At 62.7% G+C, this 15,292-nt stretch carries 7 protein-coding genes; 6 read left to right on the top strand and 1 reads right to left on the bottom strand.

Annotated features, from left to right (window positions below; translation table 11 throughout):
- Positions 1-12: 12 nt before the first annotated feature.
- Positions 13-4,503 carry a glutamate synthase large subunit gene (gltB, locus tag Q0J85_RS00915; RefSeq protein WP_294477389.1) on the bottom strand — a complete coding sequence of 1,497 codons (4,491 nt, stop codon included), beginning with the start codon at positions 4,501-4,503 and terminating at the stop codon, positions 13-15.
- Between the two features lie 258 nt (positions 4,504-4,761).
- On the opposite strand from gltB, the gene Q0J85_RS00910 reads away from it, so the two are divergent.
- The 6 genes from Q0J85_RS00910 to Q0J85_RS00885 all read left to right on the top strand — a co-directional run bounded on the left by Q0J85_RS00910 (position 4,762) and on the right by Q0J85_RS00885 (position 15,058).
- Positions 4,762-6,894 carry a glutamine synthetase III gene (locus tag Q0J85_RS00910; RefSeq protein WP_294477387.1) on the top strand — a complete coding sequence of 711 codons (2,133 nt, stop codon included), beginning with the start codon at positions 4,762-4,764 and terminating at the stop codon, positions 6,892-6,894.
- 18 nt (positions 6,895-6,912) lie between these two features.
- Positions 6,913-8,679: a class II glutamine amidotransferase gene (locus Q0J85_RS00905; RefSeq protein WP_294477384.1), complete on the top strand. Its 1,767-nt coding sequence runs from the start codon at positions 6,913-6,915 to the stop codon at positions 8,677-8,679.
- Between the two features lie 43 nt (positions 8,680-8,722).
- On the top strand, positions 8,723-9,823 hold the full coding sequence (gene carA, locus Q0J85_RS00900) for a glutamine-hydrolyzing carbamoyl-phosphate synthase small subunit (protein ID WP_294477382.1): 1,101 nt from the start codon (positions 8,723-8,725) through the stop codon (positions 9,821-9,823).
- Positions 9,824-9,830: 7 nt separating this feature from the next.
- Complete coding sequence (locus Q0J85_RS00895) at positions 9,831-11,441, top strand: CTP synthase (protein ID WP_294477380.1); 1,611 nt, start codon at positions 9,831-9,833, stop codon at positions 11,439-11,441.
- 2 nt (positions 11,442-11,443) lie between these two features.
- On the top strand, positions 11,444-14,698 hold the full coding sequence (gene carB, locus Q0J85_RS00890) for a carbamoyl-phosphate synthase large subunit (RefSeq protein ID WP_294477378.1): 3,255 nt from the start codon (positions 11,444-11,446) through the stop codon (positions 14,696-14,698).
- Between the two features lie 90 nt (positions 14,699-14,788).
- On the top strand, positions 14,789-15,058 hold the full coding sequence (locus Q0J85_RS00885) for a hypothetical protein (protein WP_294477376.1): 270 nt from the start codon (positions 14,789-14,791) through the stop codon (positions 15,056-15,058).
- Positions 15,059-15,292: the final 234 nt, after the last annotated feature.

Here is a 15,292-nt window from a genome sequence, read left to right as displayed (position 1 = left end):
AGCTTCCGCACTTCAATTATCTTCCTTGCGGCGGTCGACCGCCTCGGCGTCCTCGCGTGCCATGCGTCCGAGCGCCTGGCGAAATTCAACCGGGAACACCTTCACGAACATCGGACGGGTGTTGACCCAGTCCGCGAGAATGGCGGCGGCCTTTTCACTGCCGGTCGCGGCGGCGTGTTCGCGCAGGAGTCCGAGCAGCTCCGCCTCGTCCTCGCTGCCGGGCTCGACCGTCTCGAGGTCGACGCTCCCGACGTTGCAGCGCAAATCGAAGTCGCCCGACTCATCATAGACATATGCGATACCGCCGGTCATGCCCGCAGCGAAGTTCACGCCGGTCGAACCGAGCACGACCACGCGCCCGCCGGTCATGTATTCGCAACCGTGGTCTCCGACCCCCTCCGTGACGAGTGTCGCTCCGGAGTTGCGGATCGCAAACCGTTCTCCCGCCTGCCCTGCGAGGAAGATCTTTCCCGAGGTGGCGCCGTAACCGATCACATTGCCCGCGATGACGTTGTCAGCCGCGCAGAACCGCGCCTCCGGAGCGGGACGGATCACGATGCAGCCGCCCGACAACCCCTTGCCGACGAAGTCGTTCGCTTCACCCGCGAGCTCGAACGTGATGCCCGGCGCGAGGAATGCGCCGAAACTCTGCCCCGCGCACCCCGCAAAGAAGACGCGGATCGTACCTTCCGGCAGTCCCTGTTCGCCGAAACGCTCCGTCACCTCTCCCGAGAGTTCGGTTCCGACTGTGCGGTCGACGTTGCGGATCACGCACTCAAGTTCGGCGGGCTTGCCGCTCTTGAGAGTTGCACCGAGCTTCGGCAGGAGTTCGCGCCGGTCGAAGTTTGCAAGCGGCTCCTTCGGGGCGGACGCATCAAACCGGATCGTCCCGCCCGCCGCCGGACGCAGCAGATTCGAGAAGTCGAGATTGCGCGCCTTGTAGAAGTCGATCGCGCGGTTCATCTCAAGCAGATCGCTGCGGCCGCATGCCTCGTCGAGGCTGTGCAGTCCGAGGCGCGCAAGGTGTTCGCGCACCTCCTCGGCGATGAAACGCAGGAAGTTCATGACATACTCCGGCTTGCCGGCGAAGCGCTTGCGCAGTTCCGGATCCTGCGTCGCGACGCCGACAGGGCAGGAGTTTTCGTGGCACTTGCGCATCATCACGCAGCCGAGGCAGACCAGAACGGTCGTGGCGAATCCGAACTCCTCGGCGCCGAGCAGCGCGCCGATCACGACGTCGCGCCCGGTCTTGAGCTGACCGTCGACCTGCACTTTCACGCGGCCGCGCAGATTGTTCAGCACAAGTGTCTGCTGGGTCTCGGCCAATCCAAGTTCCCACGGCAGTCCCGCGTGCTTGATGCTGGTCAGGGGCGAGGCCCCGGTGCCGCCGTCGTGACCCGCGACGAGCACCACGTCGGCGTGCGCTTTCGCGACGCCCGCGGCGATGGTCCCGACGCCGACTTCCGAAACGAGCTTGACCGAAACGCGCGCTTTCGGATTCGCGTTCCGCAGATCGTAGATGAGCTGCGCGAGATCCTCGATCGAATAGATGTCATGGTGCGGCGGCGGCGAGATCAGCGTCACGTTCGGCATCGAGTGACGCAGCTTCGCGATGAAGCGGTCGACCTTGTGACCGGGGAGCTGTCCTCCCTCGCCCGGTTTCGCGCCCTGTGCCATCTTGATCTGGAGATCTTTCGCGTGACGCAGATAGTCGATGGTCACGCCGAAACGGCCCGATGCGATCTGCTTGATCGCACTCGTGCGGCTGTAGCCCTCGGGAGTCGGCACGTACCGGGAGGAGTCTTCGCCGCCCTCGCCGCAGTTGCTCATGCCGCCGAGGCGGTTCATCGCGATCGCGATGGTCTCATGCGCTTCGGGGCTCAGCGAACCGAGCGACATCGCGCCGGAGACGAACCGTTTCACGATCGAGTCGACGCTTTCGACCTCCTCGATCGGAATGCTCCGGGTCTCGACGAATTCAAAGAGTCCGCGCAGCGTGCAGAGGTGTCCGGCCTGGTCATCGATGAGTTTGGAATACTCCTTGAACTTCGCGTAGTCGCCGGTCTGCACCGCCTGGCGGAAAGCCGCGAGCGAGGCGGGCGTCCAGAGATGCTGTTCGCCGTCTTTCCGGAACCGGTAGGAGCCGCCGTCCGGCAGAAGCGGGCTCTCGCCCTGCGCCTCGGCGCGGCGGGTATTCGCCTCGGCGGCGATTTCGGCCAGCCCGATGCCGCCGATGCGGCTGGCGGTCCCGGGCAGATATTCATCGATGAGTTCGCGCGAGAGCCCCACCGCCTCGAACACCTGGCCGGAACGGTAGCTGCGCAGCGTCGAAATACCCATCTTGGACATGACTTTCAGGAGTCCCTTGTCGACCGCATTGATGTAGTTGGTCGCCGCGGTCACCGGGTCGACGGAAATGGCGCCGGAACGGGCGAGTCCGGTCACGGTCTCGAGCGCGAGATACGGATTCACCGCGGTCGCGCCATAACCGATCAGCAGCGCATAGTGCATGATCTCACGCACTTCGCCGGACTCGACCACGATGCCGGTTTCGGGACGCAGCCCCGCCGCCGAAAGCGCGCGGTTCACGGTCGCCGTTGCGAGCAGCGACGGGATCGGCGTGGTGCCGGGCGACGGATTCCGGTCCGAGAGAATCAGGATCCGGCAGTTCTCGCGCACGGCCGCAATCGCGTCGGTCGCGAGGCGCTTCAGCGCCTTGTCGAGCTGCCGCCCGTCGCCGCCGGCGGGAAACTCCATCGGCAGGACTTTCGCCCGGAAATCGTTCGCTCCGATGTGGCGCAGCCGGGAAAGTTCGTCATCGGTCAGCACCGGACGCTGGAGTTTGACCAGCCGCGCGTGCAGCGGGGTCTCCGCAAGGATGTTCCCCTTGTTGCCGATGTAGGTGAGCAGACTCATGACCAGCTCCTCGCGGATCGGGTCGATCGGCGGGTTCGTCACCTGCGCAAAGAGCTGCTTGAAGTAGTTGAAAAGCAGCTGCGGTTTCGTCGAGAGCACCGCGAGCGCCGCGTCGTTGCCCATCGAACCGACCGGCTCGTGACCGGTCGCCGCCATCGGGCCGATCAGCATCTCGACGTCCTCACGGGTGTAGCCGAAGAGCTTCTGCATGTAAAGCAGATTGCCGGGAACCTCCGAGGGCGTGATCTCCGAAAAGAGCCCGTGAACGGGGATCTTGTTCTCTTCGACCCAGCGACGGTAAGGTTTCTGCCGTGCGACGCGGTTCTTGATCTCGCGGTCGGAGAGCAGCCGGTGATGTTCAAGGTCGAGGTAGATCATCTCACCCGGACGCAGCCGCCCCTTGCGAACGACTTCGGCCGGATCGAGATCGAGCACGCCGGTCTCGGAGGCGAGCACGAAGAGCCCGTCGCGGCAGAGCGTGTAGCGCGCAGGACGCAACCCGTTGCGGTCGAGAATGGCGCAGGCGTTCACGCCGTCGCTCGCGGCGACCGCCGCCGGGCCGTCCCACGGCTCCATAAGCGCGGAATGGTACTCGAAGAATCCGCGAACGTCGCGTCCGAGATGGTAATTTTTGCCCCACGCCTGCGGCATGAGCATCAGAAGCGCGTGCGCAAGATCGCGTCCCGCCGCAACGAGCAGCTCGAACATGTTGTCGAGCGAGGCCGAATCACTCTGACCCGGCGCCACGAGCGGCAGAAGTTTGGCCATGTCATCCCCGAAGAGCTCCGAGGCGAGGAACGGTTCGCGGGCGCGCAGACTGTTCAGATTTCCGCGCAGCGTGTTGATCTCTCCGTTGTGCGCAAGGTAGCGGAACGGATGCGCGAGGTTCCAGGTCGGAAATGTGTTCGTGCTGTAACGCTGGTGGACGAGCGCGAGCGGCGACTTGAAATCCGGGTCGCCGAGATCGGGGTAAAACTCCTCGAGCTGCGTCGCGAGCAGCAGCCCCTTGTAGACGATGCTGCGGCTGGACATGCTGCAGATATACGCCTCGGGGATCGATTTTTCAATGAGTCGACGCATGACGAAGAGCTGGCGCTCGAACGCCGCACGGTCGGGGTAGTTCGCTCCGCCGATGAAGAGCTGGCGGATCGCCGGGCAGCTCTCGCGCGCTGCGCGCCCGATCCGATCCGGTATGGTCGGAACCTCGCGCCAGCAGAGGATCTCACCGCCCTCGGCTTTCACGATCGCTTCGATCTCCTGTTCGTGTCCGGTTCCACCGAAGATCATCGCCACGCCGTAGGTGCCGGCGTCGGGGAGCCCGGAGACGTTTTTGCGGAAAAATTCGTCCGGAATCGACAGCAGCAGCCCTGCGCCGTCGCCGGTATTCGGATCACCGCCCGAAGCGCCGCGATGCATGAGCCGCTTCAGCACAGTCAGACCCATCATTACAATTTTGTGAGACGGCACATTATTGAGGTCGGCAACCATGCCGACGCCGCATGCGTCGTGCTCATTACCGAAGCGGTAGAGGCCGTTCTCCTCCACCGGCGGGCGGTCAAACCGCTGTTCCTGTCGTTGCTGTTCCATATGATCCAGTGCTCCTTTCTGAATGTTTTTATTTTTTTAAGGAATATAAAGCAAAAATCGTGCCAGTCCCATTTGAGCGGAGCAGCGACCACAGCAATCACAATCTTGCGACAAAATTGTAAAACAAAGCATTGCATTTTACATTTTTGTAATGTATATTCAGATAAAAGAATCGCTTTCCCGCTCAAAACGAAGTTGGCACGCGATCTGCTTAACCAAACGCAGCAACATCCCAACCGAACTACAGGAGGAAGCATCATGAGCAATCTGAACCGAATGAAAGCCGTCGACGCTGTGGCGGAACTCCGTGGAGGCGAACCGATGCCGGCAGCGCCGGTCAACCTCGACTGCTACGCCGAGGATGTGTTCGACACCGACTGCATGCGCGAATATCTCTCGAAACCCGTCTGCGAGAAGCTGCTCGCGACGATCACAAAGGGCGAACCGCTCGATCCCGACATCGCCGGCGACGTCGCCCATGCGATGAAGCACTGGGCACTCGAACGCGGAGCGACCCACTATACGCACTGGTTCCAGCCGCTGACCGGCTCCACCGCCGAAAAGCACGACGCATTCCTCGAACCGGACGGGGCGAAAGCGATCATGAGCTTCTCCGGGAAAAACCTCATCGTCGGCGAGCCCGACGCATCGAGCTTCCCGTCAGGCGGACTGCGGTCGACTTTCGAGGCGCGCGGCTATACGGCGTGGGATCCGACCAGTCCGGCGTTCATCAAGCGTCACGCGAACGGCGCTACGCTCTGCATTCCGACCGCGTTCTGCAGCTACACCGGCGAGGCTCTCGACAAGAAAACCCCGCTGCTTCGCTCGATGCAGGCTCTCTCGGTCTCGACCAAGCGGCTGATGAAATGTTTCGGTCTGCCGGAGGAGCGGGTCACGATCACGCTCGGACCCGAACAGGAATATTTCCTCGTGGACAAGCACTTCTATTTGCAGCGTCCCGACCTCGTCCAGACCGGCAGAACCGTTTTCGGCGCGCCGCCGCCGAAGCACCAGCAGCTTGAAGACCACTACTTCGGCTCAATCAAGAACCGTATTCTCTCGTTCATGACCGAGGTCGAACAGGAGCTCTGGAAACTCGGAATTCCGGCCAAGACCCGTCACAACGAGGTTGCGCCCGCCCAGTTCGAGCTCGCTCCGATGTTCGAGGAACTGAATCTCGCCTGCGACCACAACATGCTCGTCATGGAAGTGCTGCGCCAGGTTGCCGACCGCAATGGTCTGGTCTGCCTGCTGCATGAAAAGCCGTTCGCGGGAATCAACGGCTCCGGCAAGCACAACAACTGGTCGGTCGCCTACGGCAAGCGCAATCTGCTCAATCCGGGCACGGATCCGCATCAGAACGCGATCTTCCTGACCGTGCTTACGGCGATCATCGAAGCGGTCGACATGCACGGAGATCTGCTGCGGGCCTCCGTCACCGGAGCGGGCAACGATCACCGGCTCGGGGCGAATGAGGCGCCTCCGGCGATCATCTCGATGTATCTCGGCGACCAGCTCGCGGACGTGATCGAACAGCTCGAAAAGGGAACGCCCACGTCGAGCCGCCACCCCGGTGCGATGCGGATCGGCGCTGACACGCTCCCGCCGCTGCCGCGCGATGCGACCGACCGCAACCGGACGAGTCCCTTCGCGTTCACCGGCAACAAGTTCGAGTTCCGGGCGCCGGGTTCGAGCCAGTCGTGCTCGGGTCCGAATACGATCCTCAACACGATTGTCGCCGAAGCGTTTGACCGCATGAGCGACGTGCTCGAGAAACTCAGCCCGGAGGAGTTCCACGCCGGACTTCAGAAGCATCTGCAGCAGGTCATCAAATCGCACAAGCGGATCATCTTCAACGGCGACGGCTACACCGAAGAGTGGCTCAAGGAGGCCGAAAGACGCGGTCTGCCGAACGCCCGGACCACGATGGAAGCGCTGCGCTGCCTGACCGCTCCGGCGAACGTTGCGATGCTCGAGAAGTACGGCGTCTACAACCGGCGCGAACTCGAATCCCGGTTTGAGGTCTTCCTCGAGGAGTACCATCGCCGGATCCGCATCGAGGGCGAGATTGCGCTCGAAATCGCGACCAGCATGATCACGCCGGTCGTCACCGCCGAATACGGCAAAGTCGCGAAATCCCTCGCCGCGGCGAAAGAGGCCGGTCTCACGGTCGGACTCGCCGCGCTCGAAAATTCCGCAACCGCGCTCGGAGCCGGTCTCGACGATCTCACGCAGAAGTGCGCCGCACTCAAGACCGCGCTGGGCGGACTCCACGAGGAGATCCTCGCGGCGATGGCCGATCTGCGCGGAACGGTCGATTCGCTCGAACGACTCGTCGCCGATGAGTGCTGGCCGTTGCCGAAGTATCGCGAAATGCTCTTCGTCTACTGAACATGAGGAAGTTGCAGCATGTCTGATTCGATTAAACACGAGTGTGCGGTCAGCATGCTGCGGCTCCGCCGCAGCATCGCTCACTATGTCCGCAAGTACGGAACACCGTTCTACGGGTACGAACATCTCGCGTTACTGCTCGAAAAGCAGCACAACCGCGGGCAGGATGGCGCCGGAATCGGCTGCATCCGGCTCGACCCCGTTCCCGGCGAACCGTGTTTCTCGCTCGAAAAATCGAACCGGAACATGCCGCTGGCCGATCTGCTTGAGCGGATCGGAAAGACGATCCCGCAGGGCGAGGATCCCCTCTCCGCCTCGGAGCGGCGGAATCACCCGTTCTGCGGCGAACTCTACCTCGGCCATCTGCGATACGGCACGTTCGGGCGGGGCGGACTGGAAGCGTGTCATCCGTTCGTCCGCCCGAACTCCTGCTTGAACCGCACGCTGCTGCTCGCGGGGAACTTCAATCTGACCGATACGCGGGAGCTGTTTGCCAAGCTCATCGCGACCGGCCACCACCCGGCGAGCCGCGCGGACGGGTATCTGATTCTGCAGATGATCGGGCACTGCCTGGAAAAGGCGCTCGACCGGAATCCGCACCATGTCGACCTCGCCGCAGTGCTGCGCGAAGCGTGCGGCGATTTCGACGGCGCGTTCACGCTCTGCGGCATGCTCGGGGACGGCACCGGATTCGCGATCCGCGACGCGGCGGGAATCCGACCCGGTTACTTCTATTTCGACGATGAAGTCGCGGTTGTGAGTTCCGAGCGTCCCGCGATCCAGGCAGCGTTCGACTGCACGACTGCGGAAGTCTCGGAACTTCCTCCGGGAGAAGCGCTTATCATCAGTCGAGACGGCAACGTCGAATTCCGTCCCTGCCTCGACCCGAAACCGCTGCGGCGGTGCGTCTTTGAACGCATCTACTTCTCGCGCCCGAACGATGCCGACATTCATCGTGAGCGGCGCGCGCTCGGGCGCAAACTCGTGCCCGCCGTGCTGCGCGAAACCGGGAAAGATTTTGAAAACACGCTTTTCTCCTACATCCCGAACACCGCGCAGGCGAGTTTTCACGGACTGCTCGATACGTTGAACCGCATCGCCTGCGAGGAGGGTCACACCGTCCGGTTCGGCCAGATCGCGATCAAGGACGCGAAATTCCGCACGTTCATCGCCGACGCCGCGAGCCGGAAGGAGTTCTACATGCACATTTACGACGTGACCTACGGGCTGGTCCGGCCCGGTTCGGACACGCTCGTGGCGCTCGACGACTCGATCGTACGCGGCAACACGCTCAGAAACGCGATTCTGCCGATCTTCGACCGGCTCTCTCCGAAGAAGATCGTCATCGCCTCGGCCGCGCCGCCGATCAAATATCCCGACTGTTACGGCATCGACATGGCCAGTTTGAAAGAGCTCGTCGCATTCGAAGCGGCCGTCGACCTGTTGCGCGAACGCGGCAACCTCGCGCTGCTCGAGCAGTGCTACGAAAATGCGAAACGACAGCTCACCGGTCCAGCGAAAGAGATGACCAACTGCGTGCGCCCGGTCTACGAGGCGATCTCCGACGCGGATCTCAGTCGCGCAATCGCCGCCCGGCTGAAGCCCGAGGGAATGCGCGCGGACTTCGCAGTGGTCTTCCAGACCTGCGAAGATCTCGCCGAGTGCTGTCCGGAACACACCGGCAACTGGTATTTCACCGGAGACTATCCGACTCCGGGCGGGTTCCGCGTCGTGAACCGCGCCCTCGTGAACTACATCGAACACATCGACGCAAGAGCTTATTGACACGAAACATGGAACATCAAACATACTGATAAGGAGCACAGATATGTTACATTGGAAAGAGCGGCGTGAACGGGCCGCATTCCTCGCGCTCGCGAACGGGGCGATATTCCGGGGCTGGAGCTTCGGCGCCCCTGTCGACACGGTCGGGGAAGCGGTGTTCAACACCGGCATGAGCGGGTATCAGGAGATTGTGACGGATCCCTCCTACGCAGGGCAGTTCGTCACGTTGACCGCCCCCGAAATTGGAAATTACGGCTGCAATCCGCAGGACGAGGAGTCCCGCGGATTGTTTCTGAACGGGCTCGTGATCCACGAACTCAATGAGCCCTCGAACTTCCGCTCCGAGGAGTCGCTTGCGGACTACCTCAAGCGGAACGGCAAACCCGGCATCGCCGGGGTCGATACGCGCCGTCTCACGCTCATGCTGCGCGACGAAGGCAGTCAGAAAGCGTATCTGCACACGAGTACCGAACCGCTCACGGAAGCCGAGGCGGTCGAACGTGCCCGCGCCTGGGAGGGACTCGACGGTCAGGACTATGCCGCCCGGGTCACGACCGGAAAGCCTTACGAATGGAATTCCGAGGGAGAGTTCCACGTCGTCGCGTTCGACTTCGGGATCAAATACAACATCCTGCGCGGACTTGCCGCGAACAACATGCGCGTGACCGTCCTGCCCGCCGCCGCGACGGCGGAAGACGCGCTGGCGCAGAATCCCGACGGCGTGTTCCTCTCGAACGGCCCGGCCGACCCGGCCGCCGTCGGTTACGCGATCCGGACGATCCGGGAGCTCATCGGCAAGGTGCCGCTCTTCGGGATCTGCCTCGGACATCAGCTTTTCGGGCTCGCCTCCGGAGCGGAGTGCGGAAGATTGAAGTTCGGCCATCACGGCTGCAACCACCCGGTCCGGAATCTGCTGACGAACAAAGTCGAGATCACTTCACAGAATCACAACTTCGCGCTGAAAGCCGGGGCGCTGCCCGCGACGCTCGAAGTCACGCATATCAACTTGAACGACAATACGATCGAGGGAGTCCGCCATCGCACGGAACCCGCCGCGTCGGTGCAGTTCCATCCGGAAGCCGCACCGGGGCCGCACGATTCGTTTTCGCTTTTCCAGGAATTCCGGAAACTCATGGAGCGCTGAATTCATCATGACCAGACACATCTTCATCACCGGCGGGGTCGTTTCCAGCCTCGGGAAAGGCATCACGGGCGCGGCGCTCGCGATGCTGCTCGCGAAACGGGGTTATCGCGTCGCCATGCAGAAGCTCGATCCCTATCTGAACGTCGACCCCGGCACCATGAGTCCTTACCAGCACGGCGAAGTGTTCGTGACCGACGACGGCGCCGAGACCGACCTCGACCTCGGCCACTACGAACGCATCGCCGGAGTCGTCTGCACGAAAGCGAGCAACTATACGAGCGGGAAAATCTACAGCAATGTCATCAACCGCGAACGTTCCGGCGGCTACCTCGGTGGCACCGTGCAGGTTGTTCCTCACATCACCGACGAGATCAAGCGCGCGATGCAGTCGCTGCACCGGCCGCAGGTCGATATCGCGATCACCGAAATCGGCGGAACCGCCGGAGACATCGAGAGTCTCCCGTTCCTCGAGGCCGCGCGGCAGTTCAAACTTGCGGCGCGGCGCGACGAGGTGATCTTTGTGCATCTCACGCTCGTGCCCTACATCCGCGCGGCGAAAGAGCTCAAGACCAAGCCGTCGCAGCACTCGGTCTCGACGCTTCAGAGCATCGGCATCGCGCCGGACATCCTCGTCTGCCGCACGGAGATCCCGATGGAGGAGGAGCATTTCAAGAAGCTCTCGATGTTCTGCAACGTCCCGCGCGACTGCGTGATCGAGGAGCTCGACGTGAAAAACTCGATCTACGAAGTTCCGCTCGAACTTGCGCGGCAGGGGCTTGACTTGAAAGTGCTTGAACTTCTGCGGCTTGAGCCGGGCGAACTCGATCTGGACGACTACCGCGTCTGGCTCGACGGCGTGCTGCATCCGGAAACGGAGTGCACCGTCGCCGTGGTCGGAAAATACATCCGCCATCAGGACGCCTACAAGAGCATTTATGAGGCGCTCAGCCACGCCGGAATCCACCACCATGCGAAAGTCCGCTTTCTGCCGGTCGAAGCCGAGGAGCTCGAAACGGGCGACGCGGCGAAGATTCTCGGGAAAGCGGACGCGATCCTCGTTCCCGGCGGCTTCGGCGAACGCGGCGTCCCCGGCAAGATCAAGGCGGTCGAATACGCCAGAACGCACAAGATCCCGTTCCTCGGCATCTGCCTCGGGATGCAGTGCGCGGTCATCGAATTCGCACGCGACGTGGTCGGCTGGGGAGATGCGAACAGCACGGAGTTCGACAGTGCGACGACGCACCCGGTCATCGACCTCATGGAGGAGCAGCGCTCCGTCACAGCCAAGGGCGGCACGATGCGGCTCGGCGCCTATCCGTGCGTCCTCGTCCCGGGCAGCCGCAGCGCGGAACTCTACAACACCTCCGAAATCAGCGAACGCCACCGTCACCGTTACGAGTTCAATCCGGCGTTCAAGCGTGAACTCGAGGCGGCCGGGCTCAAGGTTGCGGGCGCGAGTCCCGACGGGCAGCTCGCCGAAATCGTGGAACTCGGCGCGGAACATCCGTTCTTCATCGGCTGCCAGTTCCATCCTGAATTCAAATCCCGCCCCCGGCAGCCCCATCCGCTCTTCGACGGGCTGATCGCGGCGGCGTTGCAGCAGCGGAAAGGAAATTGATCATGCCGAAACGCGACGATATCAGAAAAATCATGCTGATCGGCTCCGGCCCGATCGTCATCGGCCAGGGGTGCGAATTCGACTACTCCGGCGTGCAGGCGTGCAAGGCGCTGAAGCGCGAGGGGTTCGAGGTCGTGCTCGTGAACAGCAATCCGGCCACGATCATGACCGATCCGGAATTCGCCGACCGTACCTACATCGAACCGTTGACGGCGGACATTCTGCACGAGATCATCCGGCGGGAACGGCCCGACGCACTGCTGCCGACCCTCGGCGGCCAGACCGCGCTGAACCTCGCGATGGAACTCGAAAAACGCGGCATTCTCGAACGCTATCAGATCGAACTCATCGGCGCGACCGCCGAAGCGATCGAGCGCGCCGAGGACCGCCAGCTCTTCAAACAGTGCATGCTCGGGATCGGCCTGGATCTGCCGCGCTCGGGATCGGCTCACTCGATGTCCGAAGCGCAGGCGGTCGCCTCGACGATCGGCAGCTGGCCGCTCATCATCCGGCCGGGATTCACGCTCGGCGGCACGGGCGGCGGCATCGCGCACGACCAGCAGGAGTTCGAGGAGATCGTCCGGCGCGGGCTCGACGCGAGCATGAACTCCGAAGTGCTCATCGAGGAGTCGCTGCTCGGCTGGAAGGAGTTCGAGATGGAGGTCATGCGCGACAAGGCCGGCAACGCGGTCATCGTCTGCTCGATCGAGAATCTCGATCCGATGGGCGTCCACACGGGGGACTCGATCACGATCGCGCCGATCCAGACCCTCACCGACCGCGAATACCAGGCCATGCGCGACGACTCACTCGCGGTGATGGCGGCGATCGGCGTCGAAACCGGCGGCTCGAACGTGCAGTGGGCCGTGAATCCGGAAAACGGGCGGCGGATCATCATCGAGATGAATCCGCGTGTTTCGCGGTCGAGCGCCCTCGCCTCCAAGGCGACCGGGTTTCCGATCGCGAAGATCGCCGCACTGCTCGCGGTCGGGTACACGCTCGATGAATTGCGCAACGACATCACCGGCAGCACTCCGAGCTGTTTCGAGCCGTCGCTCGACTATGTGGTGACGAAAGTTCCGCGCTTCACATTCGAGAAGTTCCCGATGGCCGACTCCACGCTCGGCACTCAGATGAAGTCGGTCGGGGAAGCCATGGCGATCGGGCGCAACCTCAAGCAGTCGCTGCAGAAAGCGCTGCGTTCGCTCGAGACCGGACGGGCCGGATTCGGCGCCGACGGCAAAGACGGCAAATTCGAGTCGATGGATGACGAGACGCTCAAAGCCGAACTCATCCGCCCGAACGCGGAGCGGATCTTCGTCATCCGTGCCGCCCTGAAGCGCGGCTGGAGCGTCGAAGTGCTCAACGAACTCACCGGGATCGACCCGTATTTTCTGCGTCATCTCGCGGAACTTGCGGCTTTCGAGGAGGAGATCCGCTCGGCCGGAACACTCGCGGGACTCGAAGCCGACCGGCCGCTCTTCCTGCAGGCCAAGGAGCTCGGCTACAGCGACCGCCAGATCGCGTTTCTGCTCGGCACGACGGAACTCGAGGTGCGCGCCGCGCGGCGCCGCACCGGGCTCGAGCCGTTCTACGGAACCGTCGACACCTGCGCCGGGGAGTTCGAGGCGATCACGCCCTACTACTACTCGGCCTGGGGCGAAGGGGGCGAACCGGTCCGCGATCACGGCGGCCGCAAAACGATCATGGTGCTCGGCGGCGGGCCGAACCGCATCGGCCAGGGGATCGAATTCGACTACTGCTGCTGCCACGCCGCCTTTGCGCTGCACAAGGCCGGGTACGAAGTGGTCATGGTCAACAGCAATCCCGAAACCGTCTCGACCGACTACGACACGAGCGACAAGCTCTATTTCGAGCCGCTCACGCTCGAGGATGTCATGCACATCTACGAGCGCGAGTCGTGTTCAGGTGTGATCGTGCAGTTCGGCGGTCAGACGCCGCTGAATCTTGCGCAGCAGCTCCGCGCCGCGGGAGCGAACGTGATCGGCACGTCGCCGGATGACATCGACGCGGCCGAGGACCGCGACTTCTTCAAGCAGCTTGCCGGGCGGATCGGCATCCGCCAGCCGGAGAGCGGCATCGCGCACAGCGTCGACGAAGCGGTCGCGATTGCGGAAAAGATCGGATATCCGCTGCTGGTGCGTCCGTCGTTCGTGCTCGGCGGACGCGGCATGGTTATCGTCTACAAGGAGAAGTATCTGCGCAAATTCGTCGAGGAGGCCGCCGCAGTCGCGGAGGGCAAACCGATCCTGATCGACCGGTTCCTCGAGGACGCGACCGAACTCGACGTGGACTGCATCTCGGACGGGAAAACCACCGTGATCGGTGCGATTCTCGAACACGTCGAACCGGCGGGGATTCACTCCGGCGACTCGGCCAGCGTGATTCCGCCGATGACGCTCTCTGCTGAAATTCAGGAGCGCGTGCGTGAATACGCCCGGGCGTTCGCCCGCGAACTGCACGTCTGCGGACTCATGAACATGCAGCTTGCGGTCAAGGAAGGCGAGATCTACATCATCGAAGTCAATCCGCGCGCCTCGCGGACGGTGCCGTTTGTGAGCAAGGCGACCGGTGTGCCGCTGGCGGCGCTCGCGGCGCGCTGCATGGCGGGGGAAACGCTCGAGTCGCTCGGGTTCACGCGGGAGGTGCACATTCCGTACACCGCCGTGAAAGAGGCGGTCTTCCCGTTCGTGAAGTTCCCGGGGGTGGACATTGTGCTCTCTCCGGAGATGAAATCCACGGGTGAGGTCATGAGTCTCGACGCGGAGCGCGGACTTGCGTACCTGAAGAGCCAGCTTGCGGCGGGGAACAAGCTGCCGGCCTCCGGCAATGTCTTCATCTCGCTGCGTGACCAGGACAAGCCGCGGGCGGTCAAGCTTGCCGAACAGCTTGTGAAGCTCGGCTACAACCTCTACGCGACGCTCGGGACCTCGACGCTGCTCTACAATGCGGGGATCAAGACCCGGGCGATCTTCCGGATTTCGCGCGGACGGCCGAACATCCTCGATCTGATCCGTGAAAAGGAGATTCAGTGGATCATCAACTCCACGGAATCCGGAGCGGGTGCGATGGTCGATGAGATCCGCATGCGTTCCGGGGCGGTTGTCTCGGGGATACCGATCACGACGACGATCGCGGGGCTGACCGCCGCCATCGAGGGTCTCCGGGACAAGGCGGATTTCGGGCGCTTTGAGGTGTGCAGTCTTCAGGAGTATCACCGGCACATTCACCGCTGACCCCACTCCTGCTGCGGGGAAAGAACAGCCTGTCCGCCGGTCCAACCGGCGGAGGGCGCTCCCCGGGCTTGCGGCTTTCCGGCTCAACTCATGGTTTCCGCGCTGGAAACTTCTCAGGCGGGGCGGGAACGCAATCGCGCTGTCCACGATGCACACCCGGAGACCTCATGTGTCGTTCGTTTTGCTCCGGAGAGCGGATTCGATACGCAGACCGGGCAGTGGGGATCCCGTCGCATCACCTCGGATCTGCCGCTGGTGTTGAAGTTGCTTTGTCCGGAGAAAAAGCGCGGGGTTCTTCCGGGAATCTCGACTGAAAACCGGCTGCGGACTCGAGTTGTCGCGCGACGAAAGGCACGATAAACCTCCGGCGTGGAGCAAGTGCATTTCGGCGCGACCTGAAGTCATCGAGGGAGCGGCAGAGTCCGCTGCGCTTCAGCTGAACGGCAAAAAAACAGGGACGTTATCAATTTTTTCTTGCAAATCGGCTTGACACCTCAAAAAACGGGTATATATTATAAAATACGCGGGACAGAAAAGTTCAGCATATACGCTCCGGCATAGCTCAGCGGTAGAGTAGGTGGCTGTTAACCACTT

This window comes from uncultured Victivallis sp. (genome assembly GCA_944389935.1).
GTDB lineage: Bacteria > Verrucomicrobiota > Lentisphaeria > Victivallales > Victivallaceae > Victivallis.
Note: the sequence above shows the minus strand (reverse complement) of the source record. Positions and strands in the feature narration are given on the sequence as shown.

Coding starts and splice junctions, on each gene's coding strand:
- gltB (WP_294477389.1), bottom strand. CDS start 4,503: ATGGAACAGCAACGACAGGAACAGCGGTTTGACCGCCCGCCGGTGGAG.
- Q0J85_RS00910 (WP_294477387.1), top strand. CDS start 4,762: ATGAGCAATCTGAACCGAATGAAAGCCGTCGACGCTGTGGCGGAACTC.
- Q0J85_RS00905 (WP_294477384.1), top strand. CDS start 6,913: ATGTCTGATTCGATTAAACACGAGTGTGCGGTCAGCATGCTGCGGCTC.
- carA (WP_294477382.1), top strand. CDS start 8,723: ATGTTACATTGGAAAGAGCGGCGTGAACGGGCCGCATTCCTCGCGCTC.
- Q0J85_RS00895 (WP_294477380.1), top strand. CDS start 9,831: ATGACCAGACACATCTTCATCACCGGCGGGGTCGTTTCCAGCCTCGGG.
- carB (WP_294477378.1), top strand. CDS start 11,444: ATGCCGAAACGCGACGATATCAGAAAAATCATGCTGATCGGCTCCGGC.
- Q0J85_RS00885 (WP_294477376.1), top strand. CDS start 14,789: ATGGTTTCCGCGCTGGAAACTTCTCAGGCGGGGCGGGAACGCAATCGC.